Source organism: Metabacillus schmidteae, from assembly GCF_903166545.1.
Lineage (GTDB): Bacteria > Bacillota > Bacilli > Bacillales > Bacillaceae > Metabacillus > Metabacillus schmidteae.
In genome coordinates this window covers 79,716-99,491 of the sequence record NZ_CAESCH010000001.1, presented here as the reverse complement: position 1 = coordinate 99,491, position 19,776 = coordinate 79,716, and the positions used below count along the sequence as shown (strand labels likewise).

Genomic DNA, 19,776 nt, shown 5'->3' with positions numbered 1-19,776 from the left:
ATGAAGAAAAAAATGATTTTGTCAGTCGTAGCAGGTGCGGCCCTTTTAATGGCAAATCCAATAGCACAAAAAGCAGATGCAGCTTCTAACACAACACAAGCTAAAGTCTATTACTATCAATCAGGTAATCTTGATCGCGAGCAAATCGATGAATGGATCAAACAATATTTCAGTAACTATCAAAAGTCTACTACTCAAACAGAAGTACAAGCACCAAAAGAAGAGCAAACACAAACTGAGCAGCAGCCAGCAACACAACAACCTGCTCAGCAACAACCAGCTCAAACTGAGGAAACAAAAGAACAGGCAAGCTATCAATTAAGTCAGTATGAACAGCAAGTTGTTGACTTAACAAACCAAGAACGTGCGAAGCAAGGACTTCCTGCTTTAAAGGTAGATCTTGAATTAAGCAAAGTGGCACGTGAAAAATCACTTGATATGCAAAAGAACAATTATTTTTCACATACAAGCCCAACATACGGTTCACCATTTGATATGATGAAACAATTTGGTATTTCCTACAGAGCAGCCGGCGAAAACATTGCCAAAGGCCAACGCACACCACAAGAAGTAGTCAATGCGTGGATGAACAGCTCAGGACACCGCCAAAACATCCTAAGCAAGAACTTCACTCACATTGGAGTGGGCTATGTAGCAGAAGGTAACTACTGGACTCAACAATTCATCGGAAAATAAAAATAGAAAACGACTAATCCTTTAATAGGGTTAGTCGTTTTTTTATGGGACAAGGAACCCTCTGTCCCATAAAGACCTCTTGCGTAGTTGCATTTGGTTCTTTATACTATTAAAGTTAAAGGAGAATGATGGAAAGGGAGTGTCTGCATGTCGGAAAGCACGCCTATTCAAATCCATGTGTTATCAGAGATCCGCAAAGAGCATGAAGGTGATAAAGAGACAATCGAAATGACCACAGCAGGTGAGCAATTTCTCAAAGGAAATACGGTTTACCTTCGATATGATGAAGAGCATGAGCTTGGATCTGTCAAAACAACAGTGAAAATCGCACCTGAAGAAGTCATGGTCATGAGATCCGGAGCTGTCACAATGAAACAACGCTTTATCCAAGGACAAAAAACGATGACTGATTATGCAACTCCATTTGGAAAACTTCAGCTTGAAATCAATACAAACTCATTGACAATTGATCATACAGAGCTTGAAGATAGGCTCGTTGTTTTATATGATTTGCAAATAGACGAAAATGAAAAACATGTACATAAACTCGTAATCACATACAAGGAGGATAAAAAATGAATATTGTTGAGCAAGTGAAAGACCGGTTAAAAGAAGAAATTAAAGCGGCAGTCATAAAAGCAGGCTTGGCAGAAGAAGCCCAAATTCCTGATGTATTATTAGAACTACCAAAAGAAAAAGCGCATGGAGATTACTCCACAAACATGGCGATGCAGCTGGCACGTGTAGCAAAGAAAGCTCCTCGTATGATTGCAGAAGACATTGTAGCGAATTTTGATAAGCAAAAAGGATCTATTGATAAAATTGAAATCGCAGGTCCCGGGTTTATCAACTTTTATATGAATAATAGCTACTTAACAGACTTAATTCCAACAATCTTAAAGACGGGCACAAGCTATGGTGAAACAAACATCGGAAACAATGAAAAAGTTCAAGTAGAGTTTGTTTCAGCAAACCCGACCGGAGACCTTCACCTTGGTCACGCACGTGGTGCAGCTGTTGGTGATTCATTATGTAATGTTTTAGCAAAAGCAGGCTATGATGTATCCCGCGAATATTACATTAATGATGCCGGAAACCAAATCAATAACCTGGCTCTATCTGTTGAAGCACGTTATTTACAAGCATTAGGAAAAGACACGGAAATGCCAGAAGATGGCTATCATGGAGAAGACATCATTGGCATCGGGAAAAAGCTTGCAGCAGAGTATGGCGATAAATTTGTTGAGCAATCAAGTGAAGAGCGTTTAGCTTTCTTCAGAGAATACGGCTTAAAATACGAAATGGCAAAATTAAAAGAGGACCTGGAAGAGTTCCGTGTACCTTTTGATGTTTGGTATTCAGAAACATCTCTTTACCATAACGGAAAAATTGACAATGCACTAGCAGCGTTAAAAGAAAAAGGGCATATCTATGAAGAAGAAGGGGCTACTTGGTTCCGTTCAACTACGTTCGGCGATGACAAGGATCGTGTATTAATCAAAAATGACGGCTCTTACACATATTTAACGCCTGATATTGCTTATCACAAGGACAAGCTTGACCGCGGCTTTACAAAACTTATCAACGTATGGGGAGCAGACCACCATGGTTATATTCCGCGTATGAAAGCGGCGATTGAAGCATTAGGATATGGAAAAGAAACTCTTGAGGTCGAAATCATTCAGCTTGTTCACCTATACAAAAACGGTGAAAAAATGAAAATGAGTAAGCGCACAGGAAAAGCTGTAACAATGAGAGACCTAATAGAAGAGGTTGGTCTTGATGCAGTACGTTATTTCTTTGCGATGAGAAGTGCGGACACTCATATGGATTTTGACCTTGATTTAGCTGTTTCTAAATCAAATGAAAACCCGGTATACTATGCACAATACGCTCATGCACGTATTTGCAGCATGCTGCGTCAAGGTGAAGAGCAAGGTTTGTCTTTTGGGGAGAATCTAAAATTAGATGAAATCTCATCTGAAAAAGAATTCGACTTATTGAAAAAGCTTGGAGAATTCCCGCAAGCTGTAGCAGAAGCTGCTCAAAAACGAATTCCACACCGTATTACCAATTACATTTATGACTTAGCATCAACATTACACAGCTTCTACAACGCTGAAAAAGTGTTAGATCCTGAAAATACAGAAAAAAGCCGTGCGAGACTAGGGCTCATGAAGGCAACTCAAGTAACGTTACAAAACGCGTTAACGATCATTGGGGTTTCTGCTCCGGAAAAAATGTAAAAGAAAAACTCAGATGCTGTTGGGCATCTGAGTTTTATTTTGCTCGAAATGAGTCGAATTTTGTCTAATCGTAAATAAATATTCAAAATAGCAAATAAAATCTGAGAATCGCAAAAAAATCTCTAAAATAGCAAATAAAATCCGGGAATCGCAAATAAATCTCCGCAATCTTCATCCCAAGTACAAGCTACCACTGAATCGTAGCTCCGCCTATCCGTTTTACTCCCCGAATCTTCGAAATATCTTCGCAAAGCTTCAATGCAGCTTTATCTTTTTGCTTCGCTTCGATCATGAAATCTATATCAACATTCATTTCTTTCAATACCTTCAATAAAGGCATTAAAAACTCTGAATCTACATAATCGGCATGACTTCGAAATTCCTTCTCAGACTTAGGGGAAGAAACATGAATTTTTGGATGCAGCCCCACCCAGTCCCATGTTGGGAAAATAGTAGGTAGCAGCTCTTCAACCTTTTCATCCGCTTCTTTATTAGCCATATAATGATGGTAATCAAATAGAAGGGGAATTTGTTCCTTCTGGCAAATAGCTAAGGTTTCTGAGGTGGTATAGGTTTTATCATCATTTTCAAGTGTCATTCTTTTTTTGATATGTGCAGGCAAACTTTTTATGTTTTGATGAAAACGCTCGGTTGCTTTTTGTTTATCTCCATAAGCGCCGCCAACATGGATATTGATAATTGCCTCATCTGCCAGACCCATTGCGTCTAGAACATCATAATGATAAGACATGTCACTAACAGCATTTTTGGTTATATGCTTTTTATCGCTCGTAAATAGTGTGAATTGGTTTGGGTGAAAACTCACACGCAGCTTGTATTTTTTTACAAGTGTTCCAATTTCCAAAAGAAGATCCTTAAATGGTGTCCGATAATCCCATAGCACCTCAGGATGTGTGGCCAATGGAACAATCGATGAGGATAAGCGATATACCCATATTTCATGGGCAATATTATAGTGAATCATGCGCAATGTATGTTCCAGGTTCTGTTTTGTGACATATAAAAGCTGGTCATGCCGCTCCTCTTCGTCGAGTTTTTTCCAACGCGTAAAGGTTAACGATTTAGCAGGGGAGCAGTCCCAAAGGGAAAGAGCGTGCGATACATATCCAAAGCGAATAATCATTGGACTCCTCCTTTGCCGCTTTTTAGCTTATAAAAAGTGCGAAACTAGTGTAGCAAATGCTTCTTTAAGTCGCTGAAAAAACGGTCTTTTTTGGTAACGTTCATACGTTAGTAATTGTGATCGATGAAAATCTTTATAGACAAACTGTTTGACTTCCGCAATTAATTTTTTGTCATAAATTAAACAGTTCATTTCATCATTTAAATAAAAGCTTCGTTTATCAAAGTTTGCGGTACCAATATCACAAAAATGGTCATCGATCATAATCATTTTGGCATGATAAAAGCCATGATAGTATTGATAAATTTCGCATCCAGCTAAAAGCAATGGACGGAAGTACGGATAGGAAGCTTCCTTTACTAAAGGATGATCTTTGTTCATTGGTACTGTGATCTTGACCTTTACTCCTCTCGTTATAGCGGCCAGCAATTCATCAAGTATTCTTTTTCCCGGAATAAAATATGGTGAGCAAATGAGTATTTCATATTTTGCATCTTTGATAAATGAGATGAAATGCTTTTCCAGGTTTTCACCATATGTAGAGATAAAAAATTGAGTACTTTTACCTGCGATCTGCGCTGGAAAATACCGGGCCTCTTCCAAATCATTTTCACCAGTTGAATCATACCAATCGGTTAAAAATTGCGTCTGTAAATCTGTTACACCTTCACCGGTTATTTTTAGGTGAAAGTCTCTCCAAAAGCCAAGCTTTGGATCCTGACCAATGTATTCCTTACCTATATTAAACCCGCCTAAATAGCCAATCAAACCATCTATAACAGTAATTTTTCGATGATTCCGAGCTTGAAGCGTGTAAAAAAGAAAGGGAAGTTTAGGTTTATGAGAATGGGTAACACGCACACCTTTCTCCTTTAAGGTAGCAATTTTACGTTTAGTTAATTTAGAGCTGCCAACATAATCAACAAGCAGTCTGACTTCAATACCTTGGCTAGCTTTTTCGCCTAAAAGAGACAGGAATTCATGGCTGATTTGATCATTTTTTATGATAAAGAATAGCACGTGAATGCTTATCCTGCTATTTTTAATGTGCTCAAATAAGTCCTTGTATAAAGAATCTCCGTCCGTAAATAAGGTGATATCACTTTTTCTAGGTGAATATTGTGTATATTTTGATTTTAGAAGATGACTCTTTCTCCCGAGATGATAATCTACAATAATCCAGCAAATTAGCGCCACTATGATAAAGCTAATGATGAAAAATAGTTTCAACCGCCATACCTCCTAGCAGCATTCCTGCAATATTTCATAATAGGTTTTACTTCTGTTTGCATTTTTATTCTGAGGGGTAGCTCATGGTTTTCTACTTTAAGCATGAATCAAATGAGAACCGAATACATTGTAGCAAGCAAGCAAAAATATATTGACTGAATGCTCATTCATTTATTATGATAGGAGTATAATATAGCTGCCTTTTGAAGGGGAAAGGTCATAGACCGCAACAAATGGGAGATTGGGGGAAAATAAAAGTGGATGCATTATTATGGGTAAATGTTGTAGCATTTTTAATTGTAACCGCTTACGCAATTCATCTCTTTGTTTATTTAATTCGAACAAGAATGGCGTATATTAAGCTTGGAAAAAAGGTTGAATTCGATGGCAAAGTGAAGGAAAGACTCGAAAAAATATGGGTCAATGTATTTGGTCAAAAAAAGCTTTTAAAGGATAAAAAGAGTGGAATCATTCATGTCATGTTTTTCTATGGATTTATTCTCGTCCAATTCGGAGCGATTGACTTCATCATTAAGGGACTCATACCAGGGGCACATCTCCCGCTTGGACCGCTGTACCCGGCATTCACGTTTTTCCAGGAAATTGTCACATTTATGATTTTAGTGGCAGTCGTTTGGGCTTTTCATCGCCGCTATGTCGAGAAGCTTGTCCGATTAAAAAGAGGATTTAAATCAGGGCTTGTCCTACTTTTTATCGGTGGGCTTATGCTTTCGGTGTTACTTGGAAACGGAATGGGACTCCTAAGGCATGGGCATGACCTTACTTGGTCTGAGCCGCTTGCGTCTTCCTTTGCCTTTATCTTAGGGTTTGTAGGAGAAACAGGATCTATCGTTATCTTCTATATCGCATGGTGGGTTCACTTACTATTTTTATTAACATTTTTAGTATATGTCCCTCAATCAAAGCATGCCCACTTAATTGCTGGGCCGGCGAATGTGTATTTTAATCGCACATCAAATCCCGGGAAGCTTGAAAAAATCGATTTTGAAGATGAAACACAGGAAACGTTTGGGGTCGGAAAAATTGAGGAATTTACACAGCCGCAGTTAATTGATTTATATGCCTGTGTAGAATGTGGCCGCTGTACAAACATGTGCCCGGCAACAGGCACAGGAAAAATGCTATCACCGATGGACTTAATTATTAAGCTTAGAGATCATTTAACCTTTACAGGTGCTGCCGTGACACAAAAGCAACCATGGGTACCGGCAGTTGCCTTCAATAACACAAAAGGAAATCAAATTGCGATGATGGCTGCGGGCTCCGGTGCCCAGGAATCGGCTGCTACAACTACCGGATATCACGCGTCCTTAATCGGAGATGTTATTACAGAAGAAGAAATTTGGGCCTGTACAACATGCCGCAATTGTGAGGATCAATGTCCTGTTATGAATGAACATGTTGATAAAATTATTGATATGCGCCGCTATCTTGTGCTGACAGAAGGGAAAATGGACGCAGATGCACAGCGTGCGATGACAAATATAGAGCGCCAGGGAAATCCATGGGGCCTTAACCGTAAGGAAAAAGAAACATGGCGGGAAGCCCGCGAAGATGTGATTATTCCAACAGTGAAGGAAATGAGCAAAGCAGGAGAAGAGTTTGAATACCTATTCTGGGTTGGTTCAATGGGATCTTATGATAATCGCAGTCAAAAGATTGCCCTATCATTTGCTAAACTCTTAAATGAAGCTGGCGTGAAGTTTGCGATCCTTGGAAACAAAGAGAAAAACTCAGGGGACACACCTCGCCGCTTAGGAAATGAATTTTTATTCCAAGAGCTTGCAACAAAAAATATCGATGAATTCGTCAAAAATGATGTGAAGAAAATCGTCACGATTGACCCGCATGCTTACAACATTTTTAAAAATGAATACCCTGATTTTGGTCTTGAAGCAGAAGTGTATCACCATACAGAGTTACTTGCAGAACTGGTGGCATCCGGAAAGCTGAAACCAACACTTCCTGTTAACGAAACGATCACCTTCCATGATTCCTGTTATTTAGGAAGGTACAATGAAGTGTATGACGCGCCGAGAAACATTTTGAAAGCAATACCGGGTGTTAAGCTTATTGAGATGGAACGAAATCGTGAGAAAGGGATGTGCTGTGGAGCAGGTGGAGGACTAATGTGGACAGAAGAAGATACAGGGAGCCGTATTAATGTCGCAAGAACCGAACAGGCATTGGCTGTTAACCCGTCTGTTATCAGCTCAGGATGTCCTTACTGTTTAACGATGTTAAGTGATGGAACAAAAGCGAAGGAAGTGGAAGAGAAGGTTAGCACATATGATGTAGCAGAACTATTAGAAAAGTCGATTTTTGGTGAACAAAAAGAGCTAGTTTCATAGTCATTTTCAGGAGGTCCATAAGTTAAAATAAAAAGAGGGGGATACCCCTCTTTGACCATGAAAAGAAATTGAGCGAGCGTTCAGTTTTATTGTAAGCGTTATCAAAGAAACAAAGGGGAGATTATATATGACAAAAACAGTGATTTTAAGTGGAGTAAGAACACCGATTGGAAAATTTGGCGGAGCATTGTCAACATTAACAGCTGCAGAGCTTGGAGGAATTGTGATAAAAGAAGCCCTATCAAGAGCGAATATACAAGCTGAGGACGTACAAGAGGTGATTTTAGGGAATGTCCTTCAAGGCGGGCAGGGACAAATTCCTTCACGTCAAGCCGCACGTGCTGCAGGCTTACCTTGGAATGTGAAAACAGAAACAGTTAATAAAGTGTGTGCATCAGGGTTAAGAAGTGTGACAATGGCTGACCAAATCATTCGTGCCGGAGATGAAGAGGTAATCGTCGCAGGCGGGATGGAATCAATGAGTAATGCACCTTATATCATGCCAAAGGCGAGATGGGGTTTAAGAATGGGTGATCATCCGGTGAAGGATTTAATGATTCATGATGGATTAACCTGCAGTTTTACCGGTGTTCATATGGGGACATACGGAAACAGCACCTCTAAGGAACTTGAAATTACGAGAGAGCAGCAGGATGAGTGGGCATTAAGAAGCCATAAACGAGCAGTTGCTGCCCAAGAATCAGGGATACTTGCAGAAGAAATCACATCTATTTCTGTGCCGCAACGAAAGGGAGAACCGATCATCGTGGAAAAAGATGAAGCACCACGAAAAGATACATCAATTGAACGTTTGGCTAGTCTGTCTCCTGTTTTTAACCATGACGGAACCATTACAGCCGGAAATGCCCCGGGAATTAATGATGGAGCTGCTGCCCTCGTTCTTATGAGTGATGAAAAAGCAAAGCAGGAAGGCAGAGAGCCTCTCGCAACTATTTTAGCTCATACAGCCATCGCGGTTGAGGCTGAAGATTTTCCGAAAACACCTGGACTTGTTATTAATGAATTAGTAAAGAAAACAGGGAAATCTGTTGAAGATATCGATTTATTCGAGATTAATGAAGCGTTCGCCACAGTAGCATTAGCTGCAAACCAATTGGCCAATCTTGATCCTGAAAAGGTCAATGTCAATGGTGGCGCAGTAGCGCTTGGGCACCCGATCGGAGCAAGTGGAGCAAGGATCCTCATTACCCTAATACATGAATTAAAACGCAGAGGTGGAGGAATTGGAATCGCTGCTATCTGTTCCGGCGGCGGTCAAGGTGACGCGATTATGATTGAAGTTTAATAGGTTTTGATCAATCCAAATCAAGGAGGGTTTCTATGACAATTCAAACAATTATGGTAATAGGTGCAGGGCAAATGGGCTCAGGTATTGCCCAAGTATGTGCAATGGCAGGCTTTGAGGTTATTCTACATGATCTAAACGGAGAAATTGCCCAAAAGGGGCTTAACTCCATTAAAAAACAACTTCAAAAACAGGTCGAAAAAGAAAAGCTGACTAACTCAAAAAAAGAGGAAATCATTCAAAGGCTTACTCCTTCCACGACGCTTGAAAATGCGAAAGAAGCAGATCTTATTATAGAAGCTATCATCGAAAAGATGGAAGCAAAAACTAGTTTGTTTGAAAAACTGGATCAGTTGGCAGGCGAACAGGCGATTTTAGCCACAAACACATCATCACTACCAATCACAGAAATTGCTGCCGCAACAACCAGACCTGATCGTGTCATCGGCATGCACTTTATGAACCCTGTTCCGGTCATGAAGCTGGTTGAAATTATTCGGGGATTGGCAACAACAGACGAGGTGTATGAGCAAATAGAAGCTGTGACAAGGAAACTAAATAAAACACCTGTTGAAGTTCAAGACTTCCCGGGATTTGTATCAAACCGTATTTTAATGCCAATGATTAATGAGGCGATTTTTACAGTCTACGAAGGTGTAGCAGAGCCGGAAGCAGTTGATGAAGTCATGAAGCTTGGGATGAATCATCCGATGGGACCACTGACATTAGCGGATTTTATTGGCTTGGATACGTGCCTGTACATTATGGAAACTCTTCACGAAGGTTTTGGTGATGACAAATACAGACCATGTCCATTACTAAGAAAATACGTAAAGGCAGGTTGGCTCGGTCGAAAATCCGGCAGAGGCTTTTATCAGTATTCGTAAGCATTGGAAGTGACCAAAGGGGTGGGCATCTATGAATCTAGTGTTAACAGAAGAACAAATGATGTTGCGAAAAATGGTGCGTGATTTTGCGAAAACTGAAGTAGAGCCGTTTGTAGAGCAGATGGAAAAAGGGGTATTTCCTAGAGCTCTTATTGACAAAATGGCGGAATTGGGGCTGATGGGGATTCCGGTTTCAAGCAAATATGATGGAGCTGATATGGATTTTACCTCCTATATGATGGTTATTCATGAATTAGCAAAGGTAAGTGCAACACTGGCCGTTATTTTATCTGTTCATACATCAGTTGGAACCTATCCAATCCTGTCGTTTGGAACGGAAAAGCAAAAAGAAAAGTACGTAAAAAAGCTGGCAAGAGGTGAGCATCTAGGTGCCTTTTGCTTAACAGAGCCGAGCTCAGGCTCTGATGCAGCCAGCATGAAAACAAAGGCCGTCAAAAAGGGCTCATTTTATGTGCTGAATGGATCAAAGGTGTTCATTACAAATGGAGGGGAAGCAGATACGTATATCGTATTTGCCAGAACAGGAGATGGAAAAGCAAGTACTGATATTTCGGCCTTTATTATTGAAAAAGGTACACCGGGTTTAATCATCGGTAAGGATGAACACAAAATGGGCTTAAGTGGCTCAAAAACGGTTCAGCTCCATTTTGAAGATGCAAAGGTTCCAAGTGAAAATCTTCTCGGCAAGGAAGGGGAAGGCTTCAGGATAGCGATGGCTAACCTTGACGGTGGAAGAATCGGTATTGCCGCACAGGCATTGGGTATTGCTGAAGCTGCACTTGATAAGGCAACACAATATGCTTGCGAACGAAGACAATTTGGCAAGCCAATCTCGGCTCAGCAGGGAATTGCTTTTAAGCTTGCTGATATGGCAACAAATGTCGAAGCAGCAAAGCTATTAGTCTATCAAGCCGCATGGCTAAAAGATCAAGGACTACCTTGTGGCAAACAGGCGGCAATGGCTAAATTATTTGCTTCTAAAACAGCAATGGATGTCACAACTGAAGCCATACAGGTGTTTGGAGGCTACGGCTATACAAAGGATTACCCTGTTGAACGATATTTCCGTGATGCGAAAGTGTGTGAAATCTATGAAGGAACAAGTGAAATCCAGCGAATTGTCATAAGTAAGCATCTATTAAAATAAGGGGTTTTTAAAGGGGAGAAATATGATGTACTTTAAGCTGTCGGAAGAACATGAAATGTTAAGAAAAACAGTTAGGGATTTTGCCAGAAAAGAAGTTGAACCAACAGCAGCTGAACGAGATGAGCAAGAACGATTTGATATGAGCATCTTTAAGAAGATGGCTAATCTGGGCTTAACAGGAATTCCTTGGCCGGAGGAATACGGCGGAATCGGCAGTGATTATTTAGCCTATGTTATCGCAGTTGAAGAGCTATCCAGGGTATGTGCATCAACAGGTGTCACGCTGTCTGCCCACACATCACTAGCAGGCTGGCCATTATATAAATTTGGCACAGAGGAACAAAAACAGAAATATTTAACACCATTGGCACTTGGAGAAAAAATTGGTGCTTACGGATTAACTGAGCCTAGTTCAGGATCTGATGCAGGCGGAATGCGCACACATGCAAGAGAAGAAGGAGGTCACTATGTATTAAATGGATCAAAGATCTTTATTACAAATGGAGGAATTGCCGACCTTTATATCGTTTTTGCCATAACTGACCCTTCAAGTAAACATAAAGGCACAACAGCTTTTATCATTGAAAAAGACTTTGAAGGCTTCTCTGTTGGAAAAAAAGAAAGCAAGCTGGGCATTCGTTCATCACCAACAACAGAAATTATTTTTGAAGAATGCAAGGTGCCTAAGGAAAATATTTTAGGTCAAATAGGTGAAGGCTTTAAAGTCGCGATGATGACATTAGATGGCGGAAGAAACGGAATCGCTGCACAGGCAGTTGGGATTGCTCAAGGTGCACTTGATGCAGCAGTTGCTTATGCTAAGGAGCGGGAACAATTCGGCAAGCCCATTGCTGCACAGCAAGGAATTAGCTTCAAGCTGGCTGATATGGCCACTAGCATTGAAGCAGCACGTCTATTAACCTATCAAGCAGCATGGCTGGAATCACAGGGTCTGCCTTATGGGAAGGAGTCTGCAATGTCAAAGCTCTTTGCAGGAGATACAGCCATGAAGGTCACAACAGAGGCTGTCCAAGTATTCGGCGGCTATGGCTATACAAAAGACTACCCTGTTGAACGATACATGAGAGATGCAAAAATCACACAAATCTATGAAGGAACCCAGGAAATCCAACGACTGGTTATTTCTAGAATGCTAACGAAATAGATTTTAAAAATGTATGAATTTGTGATGATTGCTACTTTTAAATCTTATTTAAAAACGACAGTGAAATGGAGAGGAAGACACTCGACTCCTGCGGGAAGTGAGGAAAGGCTGAGACCCCGCAGGCGAAGCCGAGGAGGCTCAGCTTCCTCCCCGCGGAAAGCGAGTGTCTGCAGCGGAATGGAACGACCTAATTTTTACCATTAACTATATTAAAAAATAAATATGCGAATGTGTCTATGTTAGGTGGGAAACGTAGATGAAGAAACGAGAAGTTATTACATCTGTTAAGGATGAAAAATTAATTGAAAAACGCAGAGAGCAAATGATTAAGGGTGCAGTAACCCTTTTTAAAGAAAAAGGGTTTCACCGGACAACAACAAGAGAAATTGCCCGTGCCGCAGGGTTTAGTATCGGCACTTTATATGAGTACATCCGCCAAAAAGAGGATGTGCTTTACTTAGTCTGTGACAGAATTTACGACGAAGTTCACATTCGTCTTGAGGAAAATCTCGATACAAAGCAAGGAACAATTGAAAGCTTAAAAAGGGCAATTGAAAATTACTTTTACGTCATGGATGACATGCAGGATGAAGTTCTTGTCATGTACCAGGAAGTAAAATCGCTTTCAAAGGATGCTCTTCCATATGTGTTAAAAAAAGAAATTGAAATGGTGGGAATGTTTAAAAACATTATTGAATGCTGTGTGCGAAATGGGGAGCTTAATCTTTCAAAGGAAGAATCCGAATTAATTGCTCATAATATCTTTGTGCAAGGTCAAATGTGGGGGTTTCGCAGATGGGTACTCCAAAAACTATACACAATTGACGAATATATTGAATTGCAGACAAAGATCATTTTACAAGGAGTAGGGGAGTAACTAAAACGAACAAAGGGGTGAGGAGATGGCAGTAGCTAAAGCTTATAAGCCAACACATGCGATTCGATTTGTCACAGCTTCAAGCTTGTTTGATGGTCATGATGCATCAATCAATATTATGCGGAGGATTTTACAGGCAAGCGGAGCAGAAGTGATTCACTTAGGACATAATCGTTCCGTAGAAGAAATCGTATCTGCTGCGATTCAAGAGGATGTCCAAGGAATTGCGATTTCCTCTTATCAAGGCGGACATGTTGAATTTTTCAAATACATGTATGATTTGCTGCAGGAAAAAGGAGCGGGTCACATTCGTCTCTATGGTGGCGGTGGAGGCGTGATTATTCCCAGAGAAATAAAAGAGCTTCATGAGTATGGAATCGCAAGAATTTTTTCACCAGAGGACGGTCGGGAGCTTGGTCTACAGGGGATGATTAATTATATGTTAAAGGAATGTGATTTTTCTCCGGTAGGTCAAGATAATATTAGGATCGATCAGGTAACATCAGGTGATCCAAAAACGGTGGCGAAGCTGATCTCCTATGCAGAAACCAAAATTTCGGGTGAAGCATTACCTGAAAAAGTAGAGTCTCTACTCAGGGAAATTCACTCTCAAACTAAAAAAATACCTGTGCTTGGTATTACAGGAACTGGCGGAGCAGGAAAAAGCTCGTTAACAGATGAATTAATTAGACGTTTTCTCAATGAAATAGAGGACATTCGAATCGCTGTTTTGTCTGTGGATCCTACAAAACAAAAAACAGGTGGAGCATTACTAGGAGATCGAATTCGGATGAATGCTATTTTCTCGCCTCAGGTATTTATGAGAAGCTTGGCAACCCGTCAGTCAAAGTCAGAGATTTCACTAGCGATTCATGATGCAATTTCCGTTGTGAAGGTAGCCGGATTTGACCTTGTCATAGTGGAAACGAGTGGAATCGGTCAAGGTGATGCCGAGATAGCTGAAATATGTGATCTTTCAATGTATGTGATGACAAGTGAATTTGGAGCACCATCTCAATTAGAAAAAATCGATATGCTCGATTATGCTGACCTGGTCGTCATTAATAAATTTGAGCGTAAAGGTTCAGAGGACGCAAAACGCCAAGTCCAGAAGCAATACCAACGCAGTCGAATGCTATTTGATAAAGATTTAGATGACATGCCCATTTTTGGCACCATTGCAAGTCAGTTTAATGATCTGGGAACAAATACTTTATTTGCGAAAATTTTAGAGCTAATTAATGAAAAGGCAGGCTTTCATTGGCAATCAACATTACCTGTTGTAAAAGAGGTTGAAAAGCAAAATGTCATTATCCCGCCGGAAAGAAGATATTACCTGCGGGAAATTAGTGAAACCGTCAGAACCTATCATCACCAGTCAGAAAAGCAAGCTGATATTGCGACAAAACTCTTTCAAGTAAAGGGAGCATTGGAAGCATTAGCGGATCAAGAAAAAAATGAAGAAGTTGTGACTTCATTACAGGCTCTTCAAAATAAGCTTGAACACCAGCTGACCCCACGATCGAAGGAATTATTAGCGAATTGGGCAAGTTTGAGAGAAAAGTATGCACAAACTGAATTTACAACCATCATACGCAACAAAGAAATTATCACAAAGCTGCGAACAACATCACTCTCAGGGCTTTCAATACCAAAGGTTGCGTTACCGAGATACACAAATGACGGCGATATTTTAGCTTGGCTGTACAGAGAAAATGTACCAGGAGCATTTCCTTTTACAGCTGGAGTTTTTCCATTTAAACGTGAAGGTGAGGATCCGAAAAGACAATTTGCTGGTGAAGGAACACCTGCAAGGACAAACCGGCGCTTTCATTATTTATCAAAAGATGATTCAGCAAAGCGTCTGAGTACAGCCTTTGACTCTGTGACATTATATGGAGAAGATCCTGCTTACCGACCAGATATATATGGGAAAATTGGAGAAAGTGGTGTGAGTGTATGTACACTTGAAGATATGAAAAAGCTGTATGATGGCTTTGACTTATGTGCACCATCCACCTCTGTTTCGATGACAATTAACGGTCCTGCGCCTATTATTTTGGCAATGTTTATGAACACGGCAATTGATCAGCAAATAAAAAAGAAGGAAGCTGAGGTTGGTCGTACGCTAACAGGTCAGGAGGAAAACGAAGTAAAGGCGTACACCCTCCAAACAGTGAGAGGAACGGTCCAGGCTGATATTTTAAAAGAAGATCAAGGTCAAAACACATGTATTTTTTCAACGGAATTTGCCTTAAGACTGATGGGAGATATCCAGCAATACTTTATTGATCATAAAGTGAGAAATTACTACTCAGTTTCCATCTCCGGCTATCATATTGCAGAAGCGGGCGCAAATCCTATTTCTCAGCTGGCATTTACCCTTTCCAATGGATTCACATATGTAGAATATTATTTAAGCAGAGGGATGGATATCGATTCTTTCGCGTCAAATCTGTCTTTCTTTTTTAGTAATGGATTGGACCCTGAATATACCGTAATCGGCCGGGTGGCCAGAAGAATTTGGGCCACTGTCATGAGAGATAAGTACGGTGCAAATGAACGAAGTCAAAAATTAAAGTATCATATCCAAACATCAGGACGCTCTTTACATGCACAGGAAATTGATTTTAATGATATTCGCACAACCCTGCAAGCATTAATGGCTCTTCATGACAATTGCAACTCTCTCCACACAAATGCCTATGATGAAGCCATTACTACGCCAACAGAGGAATCGGTTCGTCGTGCGATGGCCATTCAAATGATCATTACAAAAGAGCATGGATTAACAAAAAATGAAAACCCGCTTCAAGGATCCTTTATAGTAGAAGAATTAACAGATTTAGTAGAAGAAGCGGTCCTGCAGGAATTTGATCGAATCAATGAACGCGGCGGTGTGCTGGGGGCGATGGAAACTCAATATCAACGCGGGAAAATTCAGGATGAATCAATGTACTACGAAATGAAAAAACATACTGGGGAACTGCCAATTATCGGGGTCAACACCTACTTAAACCCAAATCCTCCATCAGAGGAAATGATGGATACAATGGAACTTGCCCGCGCATCCAAAGAGGAAAAAGAAACCCAAATTCAAAACCTTAAAGCATTCCATCAAACACATAAACACGAAGTAAACGAAGCATTAACCAAATTAAAACAAACAGCCATCCATAACGGCAATATCTTTGCCGAACTAATGGAAACAGTAAAAATAGCAAGCCTCGGCCAAATCACCAAGGCACTGTATGAAGTCGGGGGTCAATATAGACGGAATATGTAACAGTAAACCAGAGAGAAACCGGTTAGTGTCGGTTTCTATTCTTGTTACTAAAGAATTTTTATGCCATTTCAGATTTATCTAACTTCTCCATAAGTGTAAATTTTACACTTATACTTATTTTTGATAGATACGATTTTAAAACTACTTTAAGCAAAAACTAATTAGGTTGATTTCAGCGGAAGGTGCGAGACTCCTGTGGGAGGAGTGGGACAGGTGAGACCCCGCAAGCGCAAAGCGCTGAGGAGGCTCACCGCCCACCCCGCGGAAAGCGAGCATCCTGTAGCGGAAATCAACCACCCACATACTAATTCCAAAGTGGTTTTGTCTTAAGTGCTATGTTAATTGGAACAAGAAAAGAATAGAGTACAACACACAAGTTCAAATCAACCAAATTTTTAAATGATAAAGGTGGCATAAACCGCTAGAAATTGTTTATAATGAATGGTATGATTTGTTAGGTTTATTTTTGTACATAATTACTATGTTTACATGGCTTTCTTACCCTAATGCTAGAAGGTTAAGAGGTTAGCCGATAGATATTGATGACCTTGAAAGGGAGTGCCGGAACTTGAGTCTAAAACAATTAACAGACGAACAAATAAAAGAAATGGCGATGGTAGAAGTTGCCTATGAGCTTTTTGAAGATAGCAAAAAGCCTTATGTTTTCAGTGAATTAGTAGAGGAAATAAAAGGCCTATTAGGTTTAACACAACAGCAAGTTGAAGATAAAATCGCACAATTCTATACAGACATTAACATTGATGGCCGTTTTATTTGTGTAGGTGAGAACATGTGGGGACTGCGTACTTGGTATCCTTATGAGCAAATTGAAGAAGAAATTGTCCCTGTTGCAAAAACGAAGAAGAAAAAAGCTAAGAAAACTGATGATGAAGACGATCTGGATGAAGCATACGATGAGCTTGAGGATGATCTGGATTATGATGATTTGGATGACTTCGATGACACAGATGAAGACGAAGATGACGATTTCGATGATCTAGATGATACAGATGATGACGATGACGATGATGATGACCTGGATGATGACGATCTCATTGACGATGATGAAGAATACGATTTAGATGAAGAAGATGATGAAGACGAAGATGAAGACTTCGACGAGCTGGAAGACGAAGAAAAATAAAAAGAAATCGTCTTGACTTTCTTTTTCTAACTAGGTAGAATCTATTTTGGGCTCTTAAAAAAGCAATTGTTTTATCAATTACACAATTACAGCTCCCTTTCAAATGTTTTGGAAGGGAGCTTTCTTATTTATATTTTTAAGTAATGCTTCTCTATTATTGGTTTTTCAGATGAACCCATTTTATGTTCTTAAATGATTTCTTCATCTTTTGTACAAAATAAAAAACATACAAGCTTCTGAGGGGGAAGACCATGACAAAGTATATTTTTGTAACAGGTGGCGTTGTGTCATCTCTAGGAAAAGGGATCACCGCAGCATCACTGGGTAGATTATTAAAAAATCGCGGCATGAGTGTAACAATTCAAAAATTCGATCCTTACATAAATGTTGACCCGGGGACAATGAGTCCTTACCAGCATGGGGAAGTGTTTGTGACAGGAGACGGCGCTGAAACTGACCTGGACTTAGGTCACTATGAGCGTTTCATTGATGTAAACTTAACAAAATTCAACAACGTGACAACAGGAAGAATTTATTCAACTGTCCTAAAGAAAGAACGACGCGGTGATTATCTTGGAGGAACTGTACAAGTTATTCCACATATCACTAATGAAATCAAAGACCGTGTTTTCCGTGCCGGGAAAGAAACAGGTGCAGACGTTGTTATTACAGAAATCGGTGGAACAGTTGGGGATATTGAATCACTTCCATTCCTTGAAGCCATTCGCCAAATTAAAAGTGATATCGGACGGGACAATGTAATGTACATCCACTGTACACTTGTACCGTATATTAAAGCTGCAGGTGAACTAAAAACAAAACCAACACAACATAGTGTAAAAGAATTACGCAGCTTAGGAATTCAACCAAATATCATCGTTGTTCGTACAGAAATGCCAATCTCTCAAGACATGAAAGACAAAATTGCATTATTCTGTGACATCGATACAAATGCGGTTATTGAATGTCGTGATGCAGAAACTCTTTACTCTATTCCTTTAGATCTTCAAGAGCAAAACTTAGACACAATTGTGTGTAATCACTTAAAACTTAACTGCAATGAAGCAGATATGACAGAATGGAAAGAGCTTGTAGAGCGTGTAACAAATCTTTCTAAAACAACAAAAATTGGCCTTGTGGGGAAATATGTTGAACTTCAAGATGCTTATATTTCTGTTGTGGAAGCACTTCGTCATGCAGGCTATGCATTTGATTCCGATATCGAAATTAAATGGGTAAATGCAGAACAATTAACAAATGAAAACTTAGAAGTTGAATTATCAGATGTTGATGGTATTTTAGTACCTGGCGGATTTGGTGATCGTGGAGTTGAAGGAAAAATCCTTGCAACAACATATGCACGTGAAAACAAAGTCCCATTCTTAGGCATTTGCTTAGGTATGCAGGTTGCATCAATCGAGTATGCACGTAATGTACTAGGGTTGGAAGGTGCAAACTCATCTGAAATTGATCCAAACACCAAATACCCTGTTATCGATCTTTTACCTGAACAAAAGGATATTGAAGATTTAGGCGGAACACTACGTCTTGGCTTATCTCCAAGTAAGCTTCAAGAAGGAACACGTGCATTTGAAGCATACCAGGATGAGGTAATCTATGAGCGTCATCGTCACCGTTATGAATTTAATAATGAATATCGTCAAGCTATGGAAGACGCTGGCTTTGTATTCTCAGGAACAACTCCTGATGGTCGTTTAGTGGAAATCGTTGAGCTTAAAGACCACCCATGGTTCGTAGCATCACAGTTCCATCCGGAATTCACATCAAGACCAACAAAACCACAACCATTATTCCGTGACTTTGTTCGCGCGTCTTTAACAGCATCAGAAAAATTATAAGTTTTTTAAAAGCTATTCTCATTCCTACTATAAAAGTGGGATGAGGATAGCTTTTTTATTAATTAAAAACATATACTTCTGTATGTAAGATAGATTTGTTTTTATAAGTTTAATTTTAAAAATAATATATTTTAAAAGGTCACTTTATTAGGTTGATTTCCGCGGAAGGTGCGAGACTCCTGTTAGAAATGCAGAAGTGCCTTGGTCAGCCTAGGGCAAATAAGACGATTTAGAATAGAAGGCGTTCTTTGCCTTCAATTCTAAATTGGCTTATGACCTCGAGGGGCTAGGCGCTGGAGCGGGAGTAGTGGGGCAGGTGAGACCCCGCAGGCGCATAGCGTCAAGGAGGCTCACCGCCCACCCCACGGAAAGCGAGCAACCTGTAGCGCAAATCAA

Annotated in this window: 14 protein-coding genes; 12 read left to right on the top strand and 2 right to left on the bottom strand. The window is 40.1% G+C overall.

All coding sequences use genetic code 11. The features are described from left to right. The 3 genes from HWV59_RS00460 to argS all read left to right on the top strand — a co-directional run bounded on the left by HWV59_RS00460 (position 1) and on the right by argS (position 2,942). Positions 1-696: a CAP domain-containing protein gene (locus HWV59_RS00460; protein WP_102230479.1), complete on the top strand. Its 696-nt coding sequence runs from the start codon at positions 1-3 to the stop codon at positions 694-696. Positions 697-843: 147 nt separating this feature from the next. Beyond that, the gene (locus HWV59_RS00455; RefSeq protein WP_175637818.1) at positions 844-1,275 is read left to right on the top strand and encodes a DUF1934 domain-containing protein; all 432 of its coding nucleotides are present in this window, start codon (positions 844-846) and stop codon (positions 1,273-1,275) included. After that, the gene (gene argS, locus HWV59_RS00450; protein WP_102230477.1) at positions 1,272-2,942 is read left to right on the top strand and encodes an arginine--tRNA ligase; all 1,671 of its coding nucleotides are present in this window, start codon (positions 1,272-1,274) and stop codon (positions 2,940-2,942) included. Before HWV59_RS00455 ends, argS begins: the two co-directional genes overlap by 4 nt. A gap of 187 nt (positions 2,943-3,129) precedes the next feature. Here argS and uvsE read toward each other — a convergent pair whose 3' ends face one another. After that, positions 3,130-4,086, bottom strand: coding sequence for a UV DNA damage repair endonuclease UvsE (gene uvsE / locus HWV59_RS00445; RefSeq protein WP_175637817.1), 957 nt, complete (start codon positions 4,084-4,086; stop codon positions 3,130-3,132). Positions 4,087-4,113: 27 nt separating this feature from the next. Continuing rightward, the gene (cls, locus tag HWV59_RS00440; RefSeq protein ID WP_175637816.1) at positions 4,114-5,316 is read right to left on the bottom strand and encodes a cardiolipin synthase; all 1,203 of its coding nucleotides are present in this window, start codon (positions 5,314-5,316) and stop codon (positions 4,114-4,116) included. 257 nt (positions 5,317-5,573) lie between these two features. Here cls and HWV59_RS00435 point away from each other — a divergent pair, with 257 nt between their 5' ends. The 9 genes from HWV59_RS00435 to HWV59_RS00395 all read left to right on the top strand — a co-directional run bounded on the left by HWV59_RS00435 (position 5,574) and on the right by HWV59_RS00395 (position 19,380). Continuing rightward, positions 5,574-7,688, top strand: coding sequence for a (Fe-S)-binding protein (locus tag HWV59_RS00435; protein WP_235991643.1), 2,115 nt, complete (start codon positions 5,574-5,576; stop codon positions 7,686-7,688). A 127-nt stretch (positions 7,689-7,815) separates the two neighbouring features. Continuing rightward, a complete protein-coding gene (locus HWV59_RS00430) occupies positions 7,816-8,994 on the top strand; it encodes an acetyl-CoA C-acetyltransferase (RefSeq protein WP_175637815.1) in 1,179 nt (392 codons plus the stop codon). 35 nt (positions 8,995-9,029) lie between these two features. Next, complete coding sequence (locus HWV59_RS00425; RefSeq protein WP_175637814.1) at positions 9,030-9,881, top strand: 3-hydroxybutyryl-CoA dehydrogenase; 852 nt, start codon at positions 9,030-9,032, stop codon at positions 9,879-9,881. A 31-nt stretch (positions 9,882-9,912) separates the two neighbouring features. Further along, the gene (locus HWV59_RS00420; RefSeq protein WP_102230471.1) at positions 9,913-11,049 is read left to right on the top strand and encodes an acyl-CoA dehydrogenase; all 1,137 of its coding nucleotides are present in this window, start codon (positions 9,913-9,915) and stop codon (positions 11,047-11,049) included. Positions 11,050-11,074: 25 nt separating this feature from the next. Next, complete coding sequence (locus tag HWV59_RS00415; RefSeq protein WP_175637813.1) at positions 11,075-12,214, top strand: acyl-CoA dehydrogenase; 1,140 nt, start codon at positions 11,075-11,077, stop codon at positions 12,212-12,214. Between the two features lie 256 nt (positions 12,215-12,470). Continuing rightward, positions 12,471-13,091, top strand: a complete 621-nt coding sequence (locus HWV59_RS00410) for a TetR/AcrR family transcriptional regulator (protein ID WP_102230469.1) — start codon at positions 12,471-12,473, stop codon at positions 13,089-13,091. 25 nt (positions 13,092-13,116) lie between these two features. Then, entirely contained in the window at positions 13,117-16,377 is a 3,261-nt protein-coding gene (gene icmF, locus HWV59_RS00405; RefSeq protein ID WP_175637812.1) for a fused isobutyryl-CoA mutase/GTPase IcmF, read from the top strand. Between the two features lie 568 nt (positions 16,378-16,945). Then, positions 16,946-17,521 (top strand): DNA-directed RNA polymerase subunit delta, encoded by a 576-nt coding sequence (gene rpoE, locus HWV59_RS00400; RefSeq protein WP_175637811.1) that lies wholly within the window; start codon positions 16,946-16,948, stop codon positions 17,519-17,521. A gap of 251 nt (positions 17,522-17,772) precedes the next feature. Continuing rightward, positions 17,773-19,380 carry a CTP synthase gene (locus HWV59_RS00395; protein WP_175637810.1) on the top strand — a complete coding sequence of 536 codons (1,608 nt, stop codon included), beginning with the start codon at positions 17,773-17,775 and terminating at the stop codon, positions 19,378-19,380. Positions 19,381-19,776: the final 396 nt, after the last annotated feature.

Bases quoted from the DNA above. Each gene is read 5' to 3' on its own strand.
- HWV59_RS00460 (WP_102230479.1), top strand. From the start codon at position 1: ATGAAGAAAAAAATGATTTTGTCAGTCGTAGCAGGTGCGGCCCTTTTA.
- HWV59_RS00455 (WP_175637818.1), top strand. From the start codon at position 844: ATGTCGGAAAGCACGCCTATTCAAATCCATGTGTTATCAGAGATCCGC.
- argS (WP_102230477.1), top strand. From the start codon at position 1,272: ATGAATATTGTTGAGCAAGTGAAAGACCGGTTAAAAGAAGAAATTAAA.
- uvsE (WP_175637817.1), bottom strand. From the start codon at position 4,086: ATGATTATTCGCTTTGGATATGTATCGCACGCTCTTTCCCTTTGGGAC.
- HWV59_RS00430 (WP_175637815.1), top strand. From the start codon at position 7,816: ATGACAAAAACAGTGATTTTAAGTGGAGTAAGAACACCGATTGGAAAA.
- HWV59_RS00425 (WP_175637814.1), top strand. From the start codon at position 9,030: ATGACAATTCAAACAATTATGGTAATAGGTGCAGGGCAAATGGGCTCA.
- HWV59_RS00420 (WP_102230471.1), top strand. From the start codon at position 9,913: ATGAATCTAGTGTTAACAGAAGAACAAATGATGTTGCGAAAAATGGTG.
- HWV59_RS00415 (WP_175637813.1), top strand. From the start codon at position 11,075: ATGTACTTTAAGCTGTCGGAAGAACATGAAATGTTAAGAAAAACAGTT.
- HWV59_RS00410 (WP_102230469.1), top strand. From the start codon at position 12,471: ATGAAGAAACGAGAAGTTATTACATCTGTTAAGGATGAAAAATTAATT.
- icmF (WP_175637812.1), top strand. From the start codon at position 13,117: ATGGCAGTAGCTAAAGCTTATAAGCCAACACATGCGATTCGATTTGTC.
- HWV59_RS00395 (WP_175637810.1), top strand. From the start codon at position 17,773: ATGACAAAGTATATTTTTGTAACAGGTGGCGTTGTGTCATCTCTAGGA.